Origin of the sequence: Teichococcus aestuarii (genome assembly GCF_003116135.1) — a bacterium.
In the GTDB taxonomy this organism is placed as follows: Bacteria; Pseudomonadota; Alphaproteobacteria; order Acetobacterales; family Acetobacteraceae; genus Pseudoroseomonas; species Pseudoroseomonas aestuarii.
This window is the reverse complement of record NZ_PDOA01000009.1, coordinates 38,241-58,083: the sequence shown is the minus strand read 5'-3', so window position 1 is coordinate 58,083 and position 19,843 is coordinate 38,241. Positions and strand designations below refer to the sequence as shown.

Here is a 19,843-nt window from a genome sequence, read left to right as displayed (position 1 = left end):
CCCCCCCGGCTGCACAAGAGCGCGCGCGGGGTCCCGCCGTCAGCGGGACGGCACGGTGCGGGCGCTGGCGCCGGGGGCGCAGAAGGCCTGGCGGAAGGCGGCGCCGGTCCTCGGCCAGGTGTTGCCGGAGATCTTCCCGGCATAGTCGGCGTCGTGGTTCCAGTAGTTGGTGTAGAGCACGTTGTGCTGGCTCACCCACTCGCGGAAGCGCTGGATGAAGGGGCCGGCATCGTCGCCCTGCACGCCCCACTCCGAATAGGCGGTGGGCTTGCCGCGGCGCTTCGCGAAGTCCTCGATGTAGCGGAGGCCATAGCGGTTGTCGCGGATCGCCTCGAAGGCGCGCACCGGGTCGGAGGGCAGGTACTGCTTCTTCCAGTAGAAATCCATGCCGATGATGTCGACATACGCATCGCCCGGATAGGCCTTCGCCGGGTCCATCGTCTCGCCGTAGTTGATGTTCCACTCGAAGCGGAACCTGTCCGACACGGCGCGGAAGGAATTGACGATGTGGCGGAAGGTGGCGACGAAATCCGCCTCCTTGCCCTGCGCCGCCCAGGGGAACCAGTCGCCGTTCATCTCCCAGCCGAGGCGGATGCGGATGGTGCCGTCCGGGAAGGGCTTGGTGCGCGCCAGCTCGCGCGCCGCATCGGTGTAGTAGCGGTTGTAGCGGCCGCTGGCCGCCTCGCGCAGGCTGGAGTTCTTCGGGATCATGGCGACGGACCACAGCGCCGGCAGGTCATAACTCGCGAATTGCTGGATGAACCATTGCGGCTTGCCGATCTCCTCCCAGGTGCGCTGCCCGGTGAAGATCATCAGGTGCTCGACCTTGCAGCCCAGCCAGTCCTCGAATTCCCGCACCAGCTTCGCGTCGTTGGCGCCATAGACGCCGAGCGGCGCCGCCTGGGCCATGGGCGCCCAGGCGGGCGTGGCGGCCAGCCCGGCCAGCAGCGGCAGGGCCAGCGCCGGCCGCAGCCAGCGCCGCCAGGGGCCGCGCTGCCACCGCGTGCCATCCAGGGCGGGGCGCCCGTCTCCGGCCTGCATCCGCTTCGCCTGCTGCCGCATGGTGCCTCCGTTCTTTCCGCATCGCATCATGGCGGGATTGATCGGTATGCCGGGAGGCCCGGTAAAGCCTCCTGGCGCGGATGTGTTGGGCGCTGTCGGCCTGTTCAGCCCGCCCCTGCCCCGCCCGCCGGGCCGATGGGAGCCGCCCAGTCCGGCGCCGGCATGCGCCGGTAGGCCTCGCGCAGCGCCTCGGACCAGCTCTCCCGCAGGCCGCGGAAATACGGCTCCTCCTCGGTGATGCGCCGCTGCAGGCGCACTGCGTGGGTGTCGGCCTCATAGACCAGCAGGTCCAGCGGCATCCCCACCGTCAGGTTGGAGCGCAGCGTGCTGTCCATGCTGACGAGGGTGAGCTTGATGCCGTCCTCCAGGCTGGTCTCGTGCCGCAGCGCGCGGTCGAGGATCGGCTTGCCGTATTTGTGCTCGCCGATCTGCAGGAAGGGCGTGTCCGGCGTCGCCTCGATGAAGTTGCCGGCCGCATAGACGAGATACAGCCGCACCGGCCCGCCGGCGATCTGCCCGCCCAGCATGATGGAGACGTCGAACCCCACCCCCTGCGCCTTCAGCATGGGGCCGTCCGTCTCATAGACCGAGCGGATGGCGGCGCCGACGAGCTGCGCCGCGCGGAACATGCTGGGCACGGAGAACAGCGTGTGCCGCTCCTCCTCCAGCATCACGCCCTCGCTCAGGTGGTTCCACACCGCCTGGGTGATGGCCAGGTTGCCGGCCGCCATCAGGCACAGCATCCGCTCGCCCGGCGCGGTGGCGGTGTACATCTTGGAGAAGGTCGAGATGTGGTCGACGCCCGCATTGGTGCGGGTGTCGGCCAGCATCACCAGCCCCTCGCGCAGCCAGAGACCGACGCAGTAGGTCACGGCTGCCGCCCGTTCAGGTAGAGGCGGCCGATCTCCTGGCCGAGCGTGATGTTCTGGTCGATCACGCCGGTGAGGAACTCGTGCAGCCCGCCGGCCAGCAGCCCGTCGATGCGGCCGTAGCGCAGCTTGGCGTGCATGGCCCCGGCCAGGCGGTGGCACTCGCCGCGCGCGCCGCCATTGGCCGTCGCGATCGAGTCCAGCGTCTGCTCCACGCGGCGGTAGCAGGCGAGCAGCGAGCGCGGCAACTCGGGCCGCAGGATCAGCAGCTCCGCCACCTGGGTCGGGTCAAGGCGCGCATGATAGACGTGCTGGAAGGCGCGCAGCGCCGAGACGGAGCGCAGCACCGCCTGCCACTGCGCGTAGTTCGCCGCATCCGCCGCAGCGCCGGGTTCGAAGGCGGCGTGGCGCACGTCGAGCAGCCGCGCCGTGTTGTCGGCCCGCTCCAGCACGGTGCCGAGATGGCAGAAGCGCCAGGCGTCGTCGCGCAGCATCGTGTCGGCCGCGGCGCCGTTGAACAGCAGGGTGCGGGACTTCACCCAGTCGAGGAAGCCGGGCAGCCGGTCGCCCTTGATGGCGCTGGAATCGAGGCGGCGGAACTCGATCCAGGTGTCGTTGATCGCCTCCCACATGTCGACGGTGAGCGCGGTGCGCACGGTGCGGGCGTTGCGCCGCGCGGCTTCCACGCAGGCGGCGATGCCGGCTGGGTTCTCCGCGTCGAGCGTCAGCCACTGGATGGCGGCCTCCTGCGCCAGCACCTCGTGCCGGGTGCGGAAGGCGGGCTCGCAGCCGGTGGCGATCATCAGCGCGCGCCATTCCTCGTCGGCGGCGCTCAGCGGGTCGGCGAGCAGCGCCATGCGCAGCGTCGCGGCCAGGCCGCGCGCCACATTGCCGGCGCGCTCGGAATAGCGCCCGAGCCAGAACAGGCTGTCGGCGGTGCGGGAGAGCATTGCTCAGCGGTCTCCCCGGGGGGTGTCGTTGGCGGGCGCCGCCGGGGTTGGGTCGGGCGCGGGCATGCCGAGGCTCTGGCTCATGTCGCCCATGATCTGCGTCATGCCGCCCATGCCCTGGCTCATGCCGCCCATCGTCTGGCGCATGCCGGCGGCCGACTGGCTCTGGCCTTGGGCGGGGGGTGCATCGTCCAGCACCCAGGTGTCCTTGGTGCCGCCGCCCTGGCTCGAATTGACCACCAGCGAGCCCTCGCGCAGCGCCACGCGCGTCAGCCCGCCCGGCACGATGCGGATGGTGCGGCCGAACAGCACGAAGGGCCGCAGGTCGACATGGCGCGGCGCGATGCCGCTGTCGCACAGGGTCGGCACGGTGGAGAGGGCGAGGGTCGGCTGGGCGATGTAGTCGCCGGGGCGGGCCTTGATGCGCTGCGCGAAATCGGCGCGCTGCTCCTCCGTCGCGTGCGGCCCGACAAGCATGCCGTAGCCGCCCGAGCCGCGCGCCAGCTTCACCACCAGCTTGTCGAGATTGGCCAGCACGTAGTCCCGGTCCGATTCGCGCTCGCACATGAAGGTGGGCACGTTGGAGAGGATCGGCTCCTCGTTGAGGTAGAAGCGCACCATCTCCGGCACGTAGGGGTAGACCGCCTTGTCATCGGCGATGCCAGCGCCGGGCGCGTTGGCCAGCGCCACATTGCCGGCGCGGTAGGCCGCCATCAGCCCGGGCACGCCGAGCGCACTGTCGGGGCGGAACGCCTCCGGGTCGAGGTACTCGTCGTCGATGCGGCGGTAGATGACGTCGACGCGCTGCGGGCCGGCGGTGGTGCGCATGTACACCACCCTGTCGCGCACGAAGAGATCGGCGCCCTCCACCAGCTCGACGCCCATCTCGTCGGCCAGGAAGGAATGCTCGTAATAGGCGCTGTTGTAGGGGCCGGGGGTCAGCACCACCACCTTCGGCCCGCCATCGCAGCCCGGCGGCGCCAGGCTCTTCAGCGTCTCCAGCAGCTCCTCGGGGTAGTGGCTGACGGGGGCGATGCGGTGGCGGGTGAACACGTCCGGGAACAGGCGCAGCATCGCCTCCCGGTTCTCCAGCATGTAGGAGACGCCGGAGGGCGTGCGGCAATTGTCCTCCAGCACATAGAACTCGTCCGGCCCGGTGCGCACCAGGTCGATGCCGGAGATGACGGTGTAGACCCCGCCCGGCGGGGTGAAGCCCACCATCTGCGGCAGGAAGCCCTCATTCTCCCGCACCAGCTCGGCCGGGATGCGCCCGGCCTTGATGATCTCCTGCGGCCCGTACACGTCGGCCAGGAAGGCGTTGAGTGCCCGTACCCGCTGCTCCAGCCCCTTCGAGAGGCGCTCCCACTCCTCACGCGAGAGAATGCGGGGGATGACGTCGAAGGGGATCAGCCGCTCCGGGTCGCCGCCCTCGGTGTAGACGGCGAAGGTGACGCCGATGCGGCGGAACAGAACCTCCGCCTCACGCCGCTTCTGGTCGAGCGCGTCCTGTCCCGTGGCTTCCAGGAAGCGGGCCATTTCGGCATAGGGGGGGCGGATGACGCCATTGGCGTGCATCTCGTCGAAGGCGGAGGCAGGGCGATCGGCCACGGTGGTTCCGGCGTCCTCACTGGTTGCGCGGCATTGCTCCTGCGTGAAGGGTCCTGCCCCCGCAAGGTTCCACACGAGGAACAACGCCCGCGTCAATTGAGCAAGGCCCCGGCCTGCTGCGCAAGCCGGCTTACGGTGAAGATGACGCTGCCGGGGCCGCCGATCACGCGGGGTTGCCCAAGCCGGTGGCATCCGCTGCCCGCACCCCGGGCGGTCCGGCCTTGACCGCGGCCGGCCCGGCGCCGGAGGCTGCCGGGCCGGCCCGAGAATGGGTCCGTCACAGGGAGCGACCGGATGCGACGCCGCCATCTCCTCGCCTTGCCTGCCGCCCTTGGCGCCGCCGCGCCCCAGGGCCCCGCCCCCGCCCTCGCCCAGCCCGCCTCGGACACGCCTGTGGACATGGCGCTGGTGCTGGCGGTGGATGCCTCCGGCAGCATCGATGCGGCGGATTTCCGCCTGCAGCGCGAGGGCTGCGCCGAGGCGGTGACGCACCCGGCCGTGCTGGCGGCGATCCGCGGCGGCATGCTGGGGCGGATCGCGGTGGCGATGGTGGAATGGGGCGCGCCCGGCGGCGCCGAGACGGTGGTGCCCTGGCACGCCGTGGCCGACGCGGCCGGCGCCGCCGCCCTGGCCCGGGCCTTTCGCGACGCGCCGCGCTCCCGCCAGAGCTGGAACGCCATCGGCGACGCGCTGGACCACGCGGCCGCGCTGCTCGGCGCCTGCCCCTTCGAGGCGACGCGGGCGGTGATCGACCTCTCGGGCGACGCGCCGGACATGCGCGGCCACCGCCCCGCCCCCGAGGCGCGCGACGCGGCCGTGGCGGCCGGCATCACCATCAACGCGCTGGCCATCCTGGAGGGCCGGCCGGGGCTCGAGGAGACCTATGCGCGGACCGTGATCGGCGGCCCCGGGGCCTTCGTGATGGCCGCCTCGGGGCGGGAGGACTTCGCCCGGGCCCTGCGCGCCAAGCTGGTGCGCGAGATCGCCTGAATTTCAGATTCGGAACAAAAGTTAATTTAACCCTTGCGAGGCAAGGCCTTAGCGCGAATCGCGGCGGCTTTTTTTGTTGGGATCGTTCACCGGTCCGTGCTAGCGAAGTTTCCATGACGTCCGCGACCCGCAGGGTGGTGCCCCCGCACCGCCCACGCCCCGCGGCGTTCCCGTGCCAGCAGGCACGGAGCGCCTCATCGCCCCGCCCCAGGGGCGCCCACGCAAGACCCCGAAAAGCACCACCAAGACGGTGGCCGGGGCTCATCCTGGGAGCCTTCCTGCTGGGAGCTCCCGCCCTGCTGTCCACGCCGGCCATGGCGTCCGGGCCCCGTTCGGCCTGCCTTGCCGCCGCCCGGACCGCGGAGAAGAAGCACGACCTGCCGGAAGGCCTGCTGGTGGCCATCGCGCTGGCGGAATCGGGGCTGCATGCCCATGCGCTGAGCGTCGGCGGCCGCGCCTATTACCCGGAGAGCCGGTCCGAGGCGCGGGCCATCCTGGCCGGCGCCAAGGCCAGCCAGTCCGTGATGGCGGGCTGCCTGCAGGTCAACACCCGGGTGCATGCCAGCGCCGGGCAGGACTGGCCGCTGGATGCCGCGCGCTCGGCGGATTGGGCGGCGGGCTATCTGCGCCGGCACTACAACAATTCCGGCAACTGGGCGGATGCCCTGCGGCGCTGGAATGGCGGCGGCCCCAACGCCGAGAAGCTGGTCTGCCGTGTCGAGGCGAAGCTGCAGGTGGTGCGGCCCGGCTACCGCATCCTGGGCAACCCGGCCTGCGGCAAGACCCAGGCGGCCCGCCTGCGCCGCGACGCCCAGGCGCATCTGGAGCTGGCCGAAGCCAGCGACTGAACGGCCGCGCGGGCGCCGGGCGGCACCGTCCGGGGCCATCTCCCGCGCAACGGGAGATGGCCCCGCGGCCTCAGCTCTGCAGCCAGAACTTCAGCGCCGAGGCGGCGGCGATGACCCACACCGCGCCTCCCACCTGGCCGGCGCGCCCCGCCACCACCTTCACCAGCGCATAGGCGATGAAGCCGAGGCCGATGCCGGTGGCGATCGAGAAGGTGAAGGGCATGGCCAGCGCCGTGACGATGGCGGGCAGGTATTCCGTGGTGTCGTCCCAGGCGATGTCGCGCAGGCTCTGGGCCATCAGGCAGGCCACCAGCACCAGCGCCGGCGCCGTGGCGAAGGCCGGGATGGAGGTGGCGAGCGGCGCCAGGAACAGCGTCAGCAGGAACAGCGCGGCGACGGTGAGCGCGGTGAGGCCGGTGCGGCCGCCCGCCTGCACGCCGGCGGCACTCTCGATGTAGCTCACCGTGGTGGAGGTGCCGAGCGCCGCGCCGATCATGGCGCCGCCGGAATCGGCCATCAGCGCGCGGCCGAGGCGCGGCACGGAGCCGTCCTTGTTCATCAGCCCGGCGCGGTGGGTGGTGGCGATCAGCGTGCCGGCATTGTCGAGCAGGTCCACCAGGAAGAAGGTGAAGACGATGCCGACCAGGCCGAGGCCCAGCGCGCCGGCCAGGTCCATCTGCAGGAAGGTGGGCGCCAGCGAGGGCGGCATGGCGAAGACGCCGTTGAAGGTGGTGAGCCCGAAGGGGATGCCGAGCAGCGCCGTGGCCAGGATGCCGATGACGATGCCACCCGTGACGCCGCGCGCCACCAGCCCGGCGATGAGGATGAAGCCCAGGCAGGAGAGCAGCGTCGCCGGCTCGCGGAAGGAGCCGAGGCCCACCAGCGTGGCCGGGTTGTCCACCACCAGCCCCATGCCGCGCAGCCCGATCAGCCCGAGGAAGAAGCCGATGCCGGCGGCGATGCCGAGCTTGAGGGAGAGCGGGATGGCGTTGATCAGCCATTCGCGGAAGCCGGTGACGGAGACGGCGAAGAAGATGAGGCCGGAGATGAACACCGCCCCCAGCGCCACCTGCCAGGAGATGCCCATGCCCCCCACCACGGCGAAGGCGAAATAGGCGTTCAGCCCCATGCCCGGCGCCAGCGCCACGGGGTAGTTGGCCAGCAGCCCCATCAGCGCCGAGCCGATGGCGGCGGCGAGGCAGGTGGCGACGAAGGCGGCGCCATGGTCGATGCCGGCGGCCGCCATCATGCCGGGGTTGACGACGACGATGTAGGCCATGGTGAGGAAGGTGGCGAGGCCGGCCATCATCTCCCGGCGCGGTGTGGTGCCGCGCTCGGCCAGCTCGAAGAAACGTTCCAAGGCGGGGGTGCTCCGCGTGATGCTGTGATGCAGCATCCTACCGGTGGTCACAGGGCCTTCACAATTGCCGCCGCCCGGATACGCGAAGGGCCGGCGGAGCAAAGCCCCGCCGGCCCTTCGGCTGACCCCATCGCCACCCGCACCAGGGCGGAGCGGGATCTCTCCCCTCCCCACCCTGGCCGGCAGCCGACGGAAAAATCAGACGGAGTAGTACATCTCGAACTCGACCGGGTGCGGGGTGTGCTCGAAGCGATACACATCCTGCCACTTCAGCTCGATGTAGCTCTCGATCTGGTCCTTGGAGAACACGTCGCCGGCGAGCAGGTACTCGTGGTCGGCGGCGAGGGACTCCAGCGCCTCGCGCAGCGAGCCGCACACCGTCGGGATGCCCTTCAGCTCCTCGGGCGGCAGGTCGTACAGATCCTTGTCCATGGCTTCGCCCGGGTGGATCTTGTTCTTGATGCCGTCGAGGCCGGCCATCAGCATGGCGGCGAAGGCCAGGTAGGGGTTCGCCGTCGGGTCGGGGAAGCGGACCTCGACGCGCTTGGCCTTCGGGTTCGTCGCATACGGGATGCGGCAGGAGGCCGAGCGGTTGCGGGCCGAGTAGGCCAGCAGCACGGGGGCCTCGAAGCCCGGGATCAGGCGCTTGTACGAGTTCGTGCTGGGGTTGGTGAAGGCGTTCAGCGACTTGGCATGCTTGATGATGCCGCCGATGTACCACAGCGCGTAGTCGGACAGGTCGGCATAGCCGTTGCCCGCGAAGAGCGGCTTGCCGGCCTTCCAGATGGACTGGTGCACGTGCATGCCCGAGCCGTTGTCGCCGTAGATCGGCTTCGGCATGAACGTCGCGGACTTGCCGTAGCTGTGGGCGACGTTGTGGATCACATACTTGTAGATCTGCATGTGATCGGCCTGCATCACCAGCGGACCGAACTTGGTGCCCAGCTCGTGCTGCGACTGCGCCACCTCATGGTGGTGCTTCTCGCCGGCGACGCCCATCTCGATCATGGTGGACAGCATCTCGGCGCGCAGGTCGACCTCGCTGTCGACCGGATTCACCGGGAAGTAGCCGCCCTTCACGCCCGGGCGGTGGCCCATGTTGCCTTCCGGATAGTCCTTCAGGCTGGCGCCGGGGCCCTCGATGCTCTCGAGCTGGTAGATGCCGTAATTGCCGCCCGTGCCGAACTTCACGTTGTCGAAGATGAAGAACTCGGCCTCGGGGCCGAAGAAGGCGGTGTCACCGATGCCGGTGGAGGCCAGGTAGGCCTCGGCCTTCTTGGCAGTCGAGCGCGGGTCGCGGCTGTAGGCCTGGCCGGTCGAGGGCTCGATGATGTCGCAGAACAGGATCAGCTGCGGCTTCGCGGCGAACGGGTCCATGCAGGCGGACTCGGCGTCCGGCATCAGGATCATGTCGGACTCGTTGATCGCCTTCCAGCCGGCGATGGAGGAGCCATCGAACATGATGCCGTCGGTGAACATCTCCTCCTCGATGGTGGAGACGTGCTGCGCGGTGTGCTGCCACTTGCCGCGCGGGTCCGTGAACCGGAAATCCACGTACTCGACGCTGTTCTCCTTGATCATCTCCATGACCTTGGAGACGGCGCTGGGCGCTGCGGTCTTCTTCGCCATCGTGTGCGGTCCTGTTCCCCTAACGACACTCATCGTCGGTATTAGACGGGCCGGGGCCCTTCCCCCGTCCCGTTCGGCGGCGCGCGCGCCATGCGCGCGCCCGCCAGTGCTGCGCCGCCCGCCGCCGCGCGCCGGTCAGGCTGCGGCGGAGGGCGGAATCCCCATGGTCAGACCGCGTCCTCGCCCCGTTCACCGGTGCGGATGCGGATGACCTCATAGACATCCGAGACGAAGATCTTGCCGTCGCCGATGCGGCCCGTGCGGGCGGCGGCCTGGATGGCCTCGATCGCGCGCTCGGCGAGATCGTCGGCGCAGACCACCTCGATCTTCACCTTCGGCAGGAAGTCGACGACATATTCGGCGCCGCGATACAGCTCGGTGTGGCCCTTCTGGCGCCCGAAGCCCTTGGCCTCGACCACGGTCAGGCCCTGCAGCCCGATCTCGTGCAGCGCGTCCTTCACCTCGTCGAGCTTGAAGGGCTTGATGATCGCCTCGATCTTCTTCATCGGCTCCGTTCACGGACCGCCCCGCTGGGGTGCGCGGTCCGTCCTTCCTTCCTCCCGGGTTTCCGCCCTGCTGCTGGCTGATCCGTCTCCGGATCATCCGACCTGGGCGGCGGGCGGCTCGCCTGCTGTGTCGCACGCCCCAGGCCAGCCCGGCAATGGCGTGCGAAGGGTTTTTGGCGGGGTCCAGGCCACGCTTCGCCTGCATCGCAGGCACCCTGCCCGCGGAAGTGGCAGCCATGCACAGCATCATGGTTGCACCCATCGGCGCGCCCCACCATTATCCGCCTCCGCCCGGGGCCGGGGCGCGGGGGAGGCTTCCCCTGGAGCAGCGGGCCGCGTCGTCCCCGCCCCGCGCGCGGGACCCCTGTTGGACAGTGCATTCCGCCCATGAAGCCGCAGAACGACCTGCTCTCCGCGACCGGCACCACCGTCTTCACCGTCATGTCGGCGCTCGCCATGCAGCATGGCGCCATCAATCTCGGCCAGGGCTTCCCGGACTACGAGGGTCCGGAGGATGTGGTGCGCGCCGCCGCCGATGCGCTGCTCGACAACCGCAACCAGTACCCGCCGCTGACCGGCCTGCCGGAGCTGCGCCGTGCCGTGGCGGCGGCGAACCGCCGCTTCTACGGGCTGGAGATCGACCCCGATTCGGAGGTGATCGTCACCTCCGGCGCCACCGAGGCGCTGACCGCCTGCCTGATGGCCGTGCTGAACCCGGGCGACGAGGTGGTGCTGCTGGAGCCGCTCTACGACACCTACCTGCCGGTGGTGAAGCTGCTGGGCGCGGTGCCGAAGCTGGTGCGCCTCAGCCCGCCCAAGTGGGAGCTGCCGCGTGCCGAGCTGGCCGCCGCCTTCGGCCCGAAGACCAAGGCGATCCTGCTCAACTCGCCGATGAACCCGGCGAGCAAGGTGTTCACCGCCGCCGAGCTGACCTTCATCGCCGATCTGTGCCAGCGCCACGACACCTACGCGGTGTGCGACGAGGTGTATGAGCACCTCACCTTCGATGGCTGGCGCCACATCCCGCTGATGACGCTCCCCGGCATGCGCGAGCGCTGCATGCGAATCGGCTCGGCCGGCAAGACCTTCAGCCTCACCGGCTGGAAGGTGGGCTACATCACCACCGACCGCGGGCTGGCGCCCAACGTGGCCAAGGCACACCAGAACCTCACCTTCACCACCGCGCCCAACCTGCAGCGCGCCGTGGCGGTGGGGCTGGCGAAGGACGACGCCTATTTCGAGAGCCTCTCCACCGACCTGCAGGCCAAGCGGGACCGGCTGGCCGAGGGGCTGGCGGCGCTCGGATTCGGCGTGCTGCCGGCGCGCGGCAGCTACTTCGTCACGGCCGACTTCACGCCACTCGGCTTCGCCGGCGACGACATCGCCTTCTGCCGTCACCTGACCGAGGTGGCGAAGGTGACGGCGATCCCGGTCTCCGCCTTCTATCCGGGGCCGGACGCGCCGAAGCACTTCGTCCGCTTCGCCTTCTGCAAGCGGATGGAGGTGCTGGAGGAGGCGCTCTCCCGCCTCGCGGCCTGGAAGGCGGCGCACGGCCCGGCCAGCCTCGCCGCCGCTGGCTGAAGGCCCGCGTCAGAGGGCGAGCTGGTCTCGCCCCAGCGCCTTGGCCTGGTAGAGCCGGTCGTCGGCACGGGCCATGGCGTGCTCCAGCCCGGCCTCGCCGGGGGCCACCATGGTCAGCCCCAGGCTGACCGTGTAGGGCGGCAGCCCCGGCCCGCCGGCCGCCACCGCGCCGCGCATCCGCCGGGCCAGGAGCTGCCCTTCCTCGGCCGAGGCATGCGGCAGCACGGCGACGAACTCGTCGCCGCCCAGCCGGGCCAGCCACCCTCCTTGCTCCGCCGCCAGCGCCGCCGCCCGCGCGGCCAGAGAGGCCAGCACCGCATCTCCCGCCGCGTGTCCGTGCCGGTCGTTGATCGACTTGAAATGGTCGATGTCGATCAGGATCAGCGCGGCGCCGGCCATGACCAGCCCAGGCCGCTGCGCCTCCAGCCCGGCGCGGTTCCAGGCACCGGTCAGCGGGTCCCGCAGCGCGGCCTCGCGCAGGGTCTGCTGGGCGCGCTCGCCCGGCATGGACAGCAGGCCAAGATACAGCACCGCCAGCAGGAGCTGGTCGGACAGCATCGGCAGCAGGGCCGCGGCATTGAGCCTCGCCGCGCCATCGAACTCCAGCAGGATGGCGACGACATAGCCCGGCACATAGCCGAGCATCGCCAGCCCGGCGATGCGCCGGCCGCGCCATCCGGCGCCGCCCCCGCGCAGCAGCACCCAGCCCACCAGGCAGACGCCAGCCAGCAATCCCAGCGTGCCGCAGATCCGGCCGGCCTGAGGCATCGGCAGCGGAAGCCCCCACGCCGCCAGCCAGAACGGCGCGGAATAGGCCAGGGCGCAGCCCAGCAGCGGCAGCAGCATCCAGGCGGCGAAGGGCCGCGGTCCCTCGAACACCCGAGCGCCGCTGATCAGCAGCAGGTTGCTGCCCACCAGCGAGGCGAAGAGCAGGCTTCCCGGCCATGGCGGCAGCGTGTCGGTGAAGAGCTGGAAGCCCAGCAGCACCGCCGTGTAGAGCGCCGAGCTGAGGGCCCAGTGCAGCAGATGATCGTCTTCCCCGCGGCCACGCCAGAGGACCAGGAAGACCGCCGTGAAGGCTATGCTCAGAAGCAGGCTGCATAGGCGGACCGTGCTGACGTCAGGCAGGGGAAACATTGTCCGGGCCGAAGGTCTGAAGCGGTTTTGGCAGCTTGTAGCATGGCTTCGTCAGGGCCCGCTGCCGCGGCTTCCTGTTGCAGCATCGCATGGACCTTCCGGGTCACATGTCTGCCCTGCGGCGTGGCGTGCCGGCCACAGGGGCGGCCGCTGGCGGAGCCCCGCCGGGATTGCTAAGCAGCGCCGCGCCAGACCCGGCGCCACGCACCGACCTTACCGATAAAGAAAGCAAAGTCAGATATGTCGAAGGCCTTCATTTCCCAGGTCATCCAGGATTCCACGGGCTGCACCGGCGTCGCCGCCAATCGTGCCGCCGGTGACCTGATTGCGGCCATCGTCAAGGAAATGAAGAAGAATGGCGGCTTCACCCTGCCCAGCTTCGGCACCTTCGCCGTGCGCAAGACCAAGGCGCGCAAGGGCATGAACCCCCGCACCGGCGAGCCGGTGAAGATCAAGGCGGGCAAGACCGTCCGCTTCAAGGCCTCGCCCAACCTGAAGAAGGCGGTCTGACAGGCGGCCGGGCGGGGGTTCTCCTCCCCCCGCCCGCCAGCCTCAGGCCACCCGCCGGCCGGCAGGGCCGCGCAGCCGCGCCACCAGCCGCAGCACCCAGGGCGCGCCCAGCCCGAGCAGCGTGACGCCGATCAGCAGCAGCGCGATCGGCCGGCCCAGGAAGCCCAGCACCCAGCCATCCTGGAAGATCAGCAGCGACTGCTTCAGCGATTCCTCGAGCAGCGAGCCCAGCACCAGACCCATCACCAGCGGCGCCGGCGAGAAGCCGTGGCGGCGGAACAGCAGCCCCACCACGCCGAAGAACAGCATCAGGTAGACCTCGCCCATCGACTGGTTCGGCCCGTAGGCGCCGATGACCGACAGGACGAAGACGGCCGGCCACAGCAGCGCCGGCGGCACCATGCTGATGCGCGCGAAGAGCTTCGCCGAATACAGCCCCAGCACGAGGTAGATGAGGTTGGCCGCCAGCATGGAGGCGAAGACGGCGTAGAGCAGCGTCGGCTGCTCGTTGAACAGATGCGGCCCCGGGCGCACGCCCTGCACCACCAGCGCCGCCAGCATGATGGCGGTGGTGGAGCTGCCGGGGATGCCGAGCGCCAGGGTGGGCACCATGGCGCCGCCGACGGCCGAGTTGTTGGCCGCCTCCGGCCCCGCCACGCCCTCGATCGCGCCATGGCCGAATTCATGCTTGTGCTTCGACCAGCGCCGCGTCTCGTTGTAGGAGACCAGCGCGGCGGTGGTGGCGCCGAGCGCCGGCAGCGCGCCGATGAAGGTGCCGAGGCCGCTGCCCAGCACGATGCTCCTGGCGCATTTGCGGAACTCCGCCATGCCGGGGATACGCACGGAATCCAGCTTCAGCAGCTTGCCCAGGGAATGCTGGCGGCTGGCCTGGTCGAACATCTCCGCCAGCGCGAACAGGCCGATCAGCACGGGCACGAAGCCGATCCCGTCCGTCAGGTCGTAGAGGCCGAAGGTGAAGCGCTCCACCCCGGTGGTCAGGTCGATGCCGACCGTGGCGAGCGCCACGCCGAACGCCGCGGCGATGAGGTTCTTCACCGGGGAATCGCCGCCCACCGCCGCGCACATCGAAAGGCCGAACAGCGCCAGCGCGAAGTATTCCGGCGGGCCGAAGCTGTAGGCCGCCCGCGCCAGCAGCGGCGCCGCCACGATCATGACGATGACGCTGAAGATGCCGCCGATGGCGCTGGCGACGGCGGACATGCCGAGCGCCAGCCCCGCCTCGCCCTTCTCCGCCATCTTGTAGCCCTCGAGCGCCGTGGCCGAGGCCGAGGGGTCACCGGGGCTGTTCACCAGGATGGCGGTGATCGAGCCGCCGAAATTGGCGCCGCAATACACCGCGCCCATGAAGGCGAGCGAGGCGATGGGGTTGATGCCGATGGTCAGCGGCAGCAGCAGCGCCAGCGTGGTGCTGCCGCCGATGCCGGGCAGCGCGCCGACGAACACGCCGAGCAGCGTGCCCGCCACCGTCATGCCGAGGATGAAGGGGTCCGCCAGGACCGCCATGCCGCTCAGGAAGGCTTCCATGTCCGTGCGCCCCGCTCAGTTGAACAGCATGTCGCCGAGCAGGCCGCCCGGCAGGGTGAGGCCGAACACGCGCACGAAGAGCAGCCAGAGGCAGAGCACCATGCCGCCGGCGCTGGCCAGCAGCACGCCGGGGCGCCGCTCCCCCCACAGCCAGCCCACGCCGACCATGAAGGCGAACATGGCCACCAGCATGCCGGCCAGCGCCATCACCGCCAGGAAGGCCAGGCAGGCGGCGAAGGTGGCCCAGCCGCAGCGGTTGATGGCGGGCAGCGCCTCCTCCTCCGCCGGGGCGGGCTGCAGCGCCAGCACCAGCGCCAGCAGCAGGATGACGAAGCCCACCAGGCGCGGGAACTCGCTGGCGCCCATGCCTTCCATCAGCGCCGCCGGCACCGCGTCGAAGCTGAAGGTGCCGGCGAGGAAGGCCAGGGCGACGGCGGCCACCGCCAGCGCCACGCGCCGGTCCCGCCACAGGAAGGGGGTGGGGCGGCTCACCGCGCCAGCCCCAGCTCGGCCAGCGCCTCGCGGCTGAGCGCCTGGTACTCGGCGAGCTGCCGCGCCCAGCCCTCGGCACCCGCGACGCTGTCGGCCGACTGGCCGGAGCTGGCGAGATAGTCGCCATAGGCCGGCGTCCGCATGGCGCGCACCAGCCCCTCGCGCAGCTTCGCCACGCGGTCCTCCGGCGTGCCCTTCAGCACGCAGTAGCCGCGCGCCACCGTGGCCGAGAAGTCGATGCCGGCCTCCTTCGCCGTGGGCGTGTCCGGCAGGGCGGCGATGCGCGCGTCGGAGAGCACCAGCAGCGGGCGCACCTCGCCGGCGGTGATCTGCGATTCCGCCTCGGCATAGTTCAGCAGGCCGATGTCGATGTTGCCGCCGACCAGGTTCACCACGATGTCGCCGCCGCCGCGGAACGGCACGGCCGAGAGCGGCTGCAACGCCGCCGCGCGGGCGAAGCCGAAGCTCGCCACATGGTCCAGGCTGCCCACCGCCGTGACGCCGATCTTCAGCGAGCGGCTCCGCCCCTGCTCGCGCAGCGCGTCGGCCGAGCGCAGCGGGCCGCCGGCCCGCACCATCAGCACCTGCGCGTCCGCCGTGCCGCGCGCCAGAGGCACGAGGTCGTCGAACTGCACCGGCAGGCGCATGCGCAGCATGGTCAGGATATGGCTCTGCGTCACCAGCAGCAGGGTGTGGCCGTCCTTGGGGCGGCTGGCGGCGTAGGCGATGGCGGCGGCGCCGCTGCCGCCGGTCTTGTTCACCACCGTCATCTCGCCGCCCAGCTCGGCCGGCGCCTGCATCATCATCATCCGGGCGGTGATGTCGGTGCCGCCGCCGACGCCGGCATGCGTCACCACCTCGATCGGGCGCTGCGGGAAGCCCGCCGCGCGCGCAGGGCGGATGAAGGGGGCGGCGAGCAGCGCCCCCCCGAGCCCGGAGAGCATCGCACGGCGGCGCCAGCCGGCATTCGCGCCAGGGAGGGCGTCACCGCGCGCCAGGGCCTCGATCTTGTCCATTTTTCCTCCTCGGCCCTGCCGCGTCGGCCGCGCGGCTGTGGCCCCTTACTGTCCCGATGGGGCGCAGCCTGTGGCCCCCAACATTAAACTGTCAACAGTTGGTAGCATAGAAAAGGCCGCGCCCCTCCTGAAGGGCGCGGCCCTGGCCGGCGCGGCCTACTGGTCGCGCCAGGGCTTGCGGGCCCACATCTCCTTCAGCCGCGCATCGAGGCCCAGCACCGTCTTGCGGTACTCGTCGCCCACCATGCCCTTCACCGGCAGCACCACGCGCTCGGCATCGGCCAGGAACTGCGGGTCGGACAGCGCGGCGCGGAAGGCGGTGACGAGCTTGTCCCGGATCTCCGGCGGCAGGCCGGGCGGAGCGACGACGCCGCGCTGCGCGCCGGCCACCACCTTCACCCCCTGCTCCGTCAGCGTCGGCACGTCGGGCATGGAGGGGTCGCGCTGCGCGCCGGCCTGGGCCAGGCAGCGGAAGCGGCCGTCGCGGTAGCCCGGCCCGCCCTCGCTGACATTGAAGCAGCCGAGATCGAGATGCCCGCCGAGCACCGCGGTCTGCAGCGGCGCGGCGCCGTTGAAGGGGACATGGCTGAAGCTGACGCCCGGCACCGCCTGCTCCACCTCCAGCATCACCAGATGGTCGTCGGAGCCGATGCCGGTGGTGCCGAAGCTGAGGCCGCCCGGGTCCTTCTTCGCCCGCTCCAGCAGGTCGGCCAGCGACTTGATGGGCGAATCCGTCTTCACCCAAAGCCCGCCCGGATCGTCCACCACGTTGGCGATGTAGGTGAACTCATCCACCTTGTAGCGGACGGGCCGCTCGAAGGGGATGGTCATCATCGCCGGCGAGGTGACGGCACCCAGCACATAGCCATCCGGCTTGGCGTTGAAGGTGGCCTCCATGCCGATCTGGCTGCCCGCGCCGGGGCGGTTCTCGACGACGAAGGTCGAGCCCGGCAGGTGGCGCTGCACATGCGGCAGGATCACGCGCGCCATCTGGTCCACCCCGCCACCGGGGGGGAACGGCACATAGACCACGATCGGGCGCTCGGTGGGCCAGGCGGCGGCGCTGGCCGGGCGGACGGCCAGCGCCGCCACACCCAGGGCCGCGAGGCTGCGGCGGGTGATGGTCATGATATCTTGTCTCTCCTTCCTCCCGTCCCTGGTGGCGCCCGCCCCCTCTTGGTGGAGGGCGTGGCGCCGGGCCGGGTTCAGCTCTTCTTGCGGCTCGCCTCGTAGCGGGCCTTGTTCTCGGCGTTCGGCGGATACAGGCCGGGCAGCGAGGCGCCCTGCTCCACCTCGCCCATGATCCAGCTCTCCTGCGCCTCCTGCTCGGCGGCGAGGTCCGCGATCTCCTCGACCAGCGCGGCCGGGATCAGCACGGCGCCGTCATCGTCGACGACCACCACATCGTTCGGGAACACGGCGACGCCGCCGCAGCCCACCGGCTCCTGCCAGTTGATGAAGGTGAGGCCGGCGACCGAGGGCGGCGCCGCGTTGCCCTGGCACCACACCGGCAGCCCGGTGCCGATGACGCCGGCGCCATCGCGCACCACGCCGTCGGTGATCAGCGCCGCCACCTTCCGCTTCGCCATGCGGGCGCAGAGGATGTCGCCGAAGATGCCGGCATCGGTGCAGCCCATGGCGTCCGCCACCACGATGACGCCCTCCGGCATCGCCTCGATGGCGCTGCGGGTGGAGATCGGGTTGGACCAGGAGGCCGGCGTCGCCAGGTCCTCGCGGGCGGGGACGAAGCGGAGCGTGAAGGCGCGGCCGACAAGGCGCGGCTGGCCCGGCTTCAGCGGGCGGGTGCCGCGCATCCACACGTTGCGCAGGCCCTTCTTCAGCAGCACCGTGGTCAGCGTGGCGGTGGAGATGCCGGAGAGGGTCTCGATGATCTTGGGATCGAGGGCTGCGACTTCGACGGACATGGGCATGGACCTCAGATGCTGGCGATCAGCCCGCCATCCACGCGGATGACGGAACCGTTGATGTAGGAGGCGCGGGTGGAGGCGAGGAAGGCCACCGCGTCGCCATATTCCTGCGGCTCGCCATAGCGGCCGGCGGGGATGGAGCCGGTGCTCTCGGCCTCGACCTGCGCCACGTCGCGCCCCTCGCGCTTCGCCTTCTGCTCGTCGAGGAAGCGGATGCGGCTGGTGGCGATGCGGCCCGGCAGGATGATGTTGGCGGTGATGCCGTCCCGCCCCACCTCGCGCGCCAGGGTCTTGGACCAGCCCAGCAGCGTCGAGCGCAGCGCGTTGGAGATGCCGAGATTGGGGATCGGCGCCACCACGCCCGAGGAGGTGCTGGTGACGACGCGGCCCCAGCCGGCGGCCTTCATTCCCGGCAGCACGCGGTCCGTCAGCGCGATGACGCTGAGCACCATGGCGTTGAAGTGCTTGGCCCACAGCGCCGGGTCCTGGCCCGCGGCGGGGGTGGGCGGCGGGCCGCCGGTGTTGTTCACCAGCACCTGCACCGGGCCAAGCTCCGCCTCGATGCGCGCCACGTTGGTCTCGATGGCGGCGAGGTCGGCCAAATCCCATTCCAGGGTGATGGCTTCCGCCCCCAGCCCCTTCACCTCAGCGGCGATGCGCGCCAGCCCCTCGGCGCTGACATCGGCCAGCGCCAGCTTCGCGCCCTCGGCCGCCAGCGAGCGGGCAATGGCGCCACCGAGGCCGCCACCGGCGCCCAGCACCAGCGCCACCTTGTCCTTCAGGCCCAGATCCATCGGCCTTGTCCTCTTGCAGTCTGTCGGGGTGCAGTCTGGCAAGCGGGAGAAGAACAGAAAACCCTTCCTTTCCTGCTTTCGGACGATAGATTTCCTTCACGATGGACACGCGCTTCCTCGACAGCTTCGTGGCCGTGGTGGAGGAAGGCTCGATCGCCGCCGCCGCGCGCCGCCTGCACCTGACGCCGGCCGCCCTCTCCCAGCGCATCCAGGCACTGGAGGCGGAGATGGGCGCCACGCTGCTGCTGCGCGCCGGCCGCACCGTGGCGCCTTCCGAGGCCGGGCTCGCCATCCTCGACCGCGCCCGCGCCCTGCTGCGGGAGGCGCGCGACCTGCGGGCGCTCGCCACCGCCGGGGCGCTGGCGGGGGAGCTGCGGCTGGGTGCCATCGCCACGGCGCTCACCGGCCTGGTGCCGGCCATGCTGGCGCGGCTGGCCACGCGCTACCCGCAGATGGAGACGCACATCTCCCCCGGCATCTCGGCCGATCTCTACCGCCGCGTGCTGGTGGGCGAGCTGGATGCGGCCTTGATCGTGCAGCCGGAATTCGCCCTGCCGAAAAGCTGCGAATGGCGCCTGCTGCGGGAGGAGCCGCTGGTGGTGCTGGCCCCCGCCGCCCAGGCCCAGGCCGAACCGCACGCCCTGCTCGCCGCCGAGCCCTTCATCCGCTACGACCGCAACCAGTGGGGCGGGCGGCTGGCCGACCGCTACCTGCGCGCCGCCCGCATCGCGCCCCGCGAGCGCTTCGAGCTGGATGCGCTGGACGCCATCGCGGTGATGGTGGGGCGCGGCCTCGGCGTCTCTCTGGTGCCGGATTGGGCGCCGCCCTGGCCGGTGGGGCTGGAGATCGCGCGCCTGCCCCTGCCCCGGCCCTTTCCGCCCCGGCGCATCGGGCTGCTCTGGATGCGGGGGAGCACGCGGGCGCGGCTGGTGCGGGCGTTTCTGGAGAGTTAAAAGAAAGACGTTCTTTTTTGGAAAAAAGAACCAAAAAACTTTTGCCAGTTGGCGGCACGCTGGCG

19 protein-coding genes are annotated in these 19,843 nt (G+C 70.8%); 5 read left to right on the top strand and 14 right to left on the bottom strand.

Translation table 11 applies throughout. The annotated features are described in order from the left end of the window. Positions 1–39 precede the first annotated feature (39 nt). From CR165_RS14190 to CR165_RS14175, 4 genes are all read right to left on the bottom strand, one after another. Positions 40–1,062 carry a glycoside hydrolase family 26 protein gene (locus tag CR165_RS14190; RefSeq protein ID WP_181378168.1) on the bottom strand — a complete coding sequence of 341 codons (1,023 nt, stop codon included), beginning with the start codon at positions 1,060–1,062 and terminating at the stop codon, positions 40–42. A gap of 104 nt (positions 1,063–1,166) precedes the next feature. Continuing rightward, complete coding sequence (locus CR165_RS14185) at positions 1,167–1,934, bottom strand: proteasome-type protease (RefSeq protein WP_109517659.1); 768 nt, start codon at positions 1,932–1,934, stop codon at positions 1,167–1,169. Then, entirely contained in the window at positions 1,931–2,881 is a 951-nt protein-coding gene (locus CR165_RS14180) for an alpha-E domain-containing protein (RefSeq protein ID WP_109517658.1), read from the bottom strand. Before CR165_RS14180 ends, CR165_RS14185 begins: the two co-directional genes overlap by 4 nt. A gap of 3 nt (positions 2,882–2,884) precedes the next feature. After that, positions 2,885–4,489, bottom strand: coding sequence for a circularly permuted type 2 ATP-grasp protein (locus tag CR165_RS14175; protein WP_456316319.1), 1,605 nt, complete (start codon positions 4,487–4,489; stop codon positions 2,885–2,887). 294 nt (positions 4,490–4,783) lie between these two features. Between CR165_RS14175 and CR165_RS14170 the strand changes: the two genes are divergently transcribed. Both CR165_RS14170 and CR165_RS14165 read left to right on the top strand, forming a co-directional pair. Next, positions 4,784–5,479 carry a DUF1194 domain-containing protein gene (locus CR165_RS14170; protein WP_109517657.1) on the top strand — a complete coding sequence of 232 codons (696 nt, stop codon included), beginning with the start codon at positions 4,784–4,786 and terminating at the stop codon, positions 5,477–5,479. 314 nt (positions 5,480–5,793) lie between these two features. Further along, positions 5,794–6,327: a transglycosylase SLT domain-containing protein gene (locus tag CR165_RS14165; protein WP_109517656.1), complete on the top strand. Its 534-nt coding sequence runs from the start codon at positions 5,794–5,796 to the stop codon at positions 6,325–6,327. Between the two features lie 70 nt (positions 6,328–6,397). Here the strand turns inward: CR165_RS14165 and CR165_RS14160 are convergent, their stop codons facing one another. The 3 genes from CR165_RS14160 to CR165_RS14150 all read right to left on the bottom strand — a co-directional run bounded on the left by CR165_RS14160 (position 6,398) and on the right by CR165_RS14150 (position 9,822). Continuing rightward, positions 6,398–7,687 (bottom strand): NCS2 family permease, encoded by a 1,290-nt coding sequence (locus CR165_RS14160; protein ID WP_181378167.1) that lies wholly within the window; start codon positions 7,685–7,687, stop codon positions 6,398–6,400. Positions 7,688–7,885: 198 nt separating this feature from the next. Next, positions 7,886–9,316, bottom strand: a complete 1,431-nt coding sequence (gene glnA, locus CR165_RS14155; RefSeq protein WP_109517654.1) for a type I glutamate--ammonia ligase — start codon at positions 9,314–9,316, stop codon at positions 7,886–7,888. A gap of 167 nt (positions 9,317–9,483) precedes the next feature. Continuing rightward, positions 9,484–9,822 (bottom strand): P-II family nitrogen regulator, encoded by a 339-nt coding sequence (locus CR165_RS14150; protein WP_109517653.1) that lies wholly within the window; start codon positions 9,820–9,822, stop codon positions 9,484–9,486. A 387-nt stretch (positions 9,823–10,209) separates the two neighbouring features. Here CR165_RS14150 and CR165_RS14145 point away from each other — a divergent pair, with 387 nt between their 5' ends. After that, the gene (locus CR165_RS14145) at positions 10,210–11,403 is read left to right on the top strand and encodes an aminotransferase (protein WP_109517652.1); all 1,194 of its coding nucleotides are present in this window, start codon (positions 10,210–10,212) and stop codon (positions 11,401–11,403) included. Between the two features lie 9 nt (positions 11,404–11,412). On the opposite strand, the gene CR165_RS14140 is transcribed toward CR165_RS14145, so the two are convergent. Next, positions 11,413–12,540 (bottom strand): GGDEF domain-containing protein, encoded by a 1,128-nt coding sequence (locus tag CR165_RS14140; RefSeq protein WP_109517651.1) that lies wholly within the window; start codon positions 12,538–12,540, stop codon positions 11,413–11,415. A 240-nt stretch (positions 12,541–12,780) separates the two neighbouring features. Between CR165_RS14140 and CR165_RS14135 the strand changes: the two genes are divergently transcribed. Next, positions 12,781–13,050: an HU family DNA-binding protein gene (locus CR165_RS14135; RefSeq protein ID WP_109517650.1), complete on the top strand. Its 270-nt coding sequence runs from the start codon at positions 12,781–12,783 to the stop codon at positions 13,048–13,050. A 42-nt stretch (positions 13,051–13,092) separates the two neighbouring features. Here CR165_RS14135 and CR165_RS14130 read toward each other — a convergent pair whose 3' ends face one another. The 6 genes from CR165_RS14130 to CR165_RS14105 all read right to left on the bottom strand — a co-directional run bounded on the left by CR165_RS14130 (position 13,093) and on the right by CR165_RS14105 (position 18,825). Further along, complete coding sequence (locus CR165_RS14130) at positions 13,093–14,595, bottom strand: tripartite tricarboxylate transporter permease (RefSeq protein ID WP_109517649.1); 1,503 nt, start codon at positions 14,593–14,595, stop codon at positions 13,093–13,095. A 15-nt stretch (positions 14,596–14,610) separates the two neighbouring features. Then, the gene (locus CR165_RS14125) at positions 14,611–15,087 is read right to left on the bottom strand and encodes a tripartite tricarboxylate transporter TctB family protein (protein ID WP_181378166.1); all 477 of its coding nucleotides are present in this window, start codon (positions 15,085–15,087) and stop codon (positions 14,611–14,613) included. Further along, positions 15,084–16,103, bottom strand: coding sequence for a Bug family tripartite tricarboxylate transporter substrate binding protein (locus CR165_RS14120; protein WP_109517647.1), 1,020 nt, complete (start codon positions 16,101–16,103; stop codon positions 15,084–15,086). The genes CR165_RS14125 and CR165_RS14120 overlap by 4 nt, the downstream gene beginning before the upstream one ends. Before the next feature lie 156 nt (positions 16,104–16,259). After that, the gene (locus CR165_RS14115) at positions 16,260–17,231 is read right to left on the bottom strand and encodes a Bug family tripartite tricarboxylate transporter substrate binding protein (RefSeq protein WP_109517646.1); all 972 of its coding nucleotides are present in this window, start codon (positions 17,229–17,231) and stop codon (positions 16,260–16,262) included. A gap of 77 nt (positions 17,232–17,308) precedes the next feature. Beyond that, the gene (locus CR165_RS14110; protein ID WP_109517645.1) at positions 17,309–18,028 is read right to left on the bottom strand and encodes a ribonuclease activity regulator RraA; all 720 of its coding nucleotides are present in this window, start codon (positions 18,026–18,028) and stop codon (positions 17,309–17,311) included. An 11-nt stretch (positions 18,029–18,039) separates the two neighbouring features. Beyond that, positions 18,040–18,825, bottom strand: coding sequence for an SDR family oxidoreductase (locus CR165_RS14105; RefSeq protein WP_109517644.1), 786 nt, complete (start codon positions 18,823–18,825; stop codon positions 18,040–18,042). 101 nt (positions 18,826–18,926) lie between these two features. Between CR165_RS14105 and CR165_RS14100 the strand changes: the two genes are divergently transcribed. After that, positions 18,927–19,778 (top strand): LysR family transcriptional regulator, encoded by an 852-nt coding sequence (locus tag CR165_RS14100; RefSeq protein WP_109517643.1) that lies wholly within the window; start codon positions 18,927–18,929, stop codon positions 19,776–19,778. The last annotated feature ends 65 nt before the right edge of the window (positions 19,779–19,843 follow it).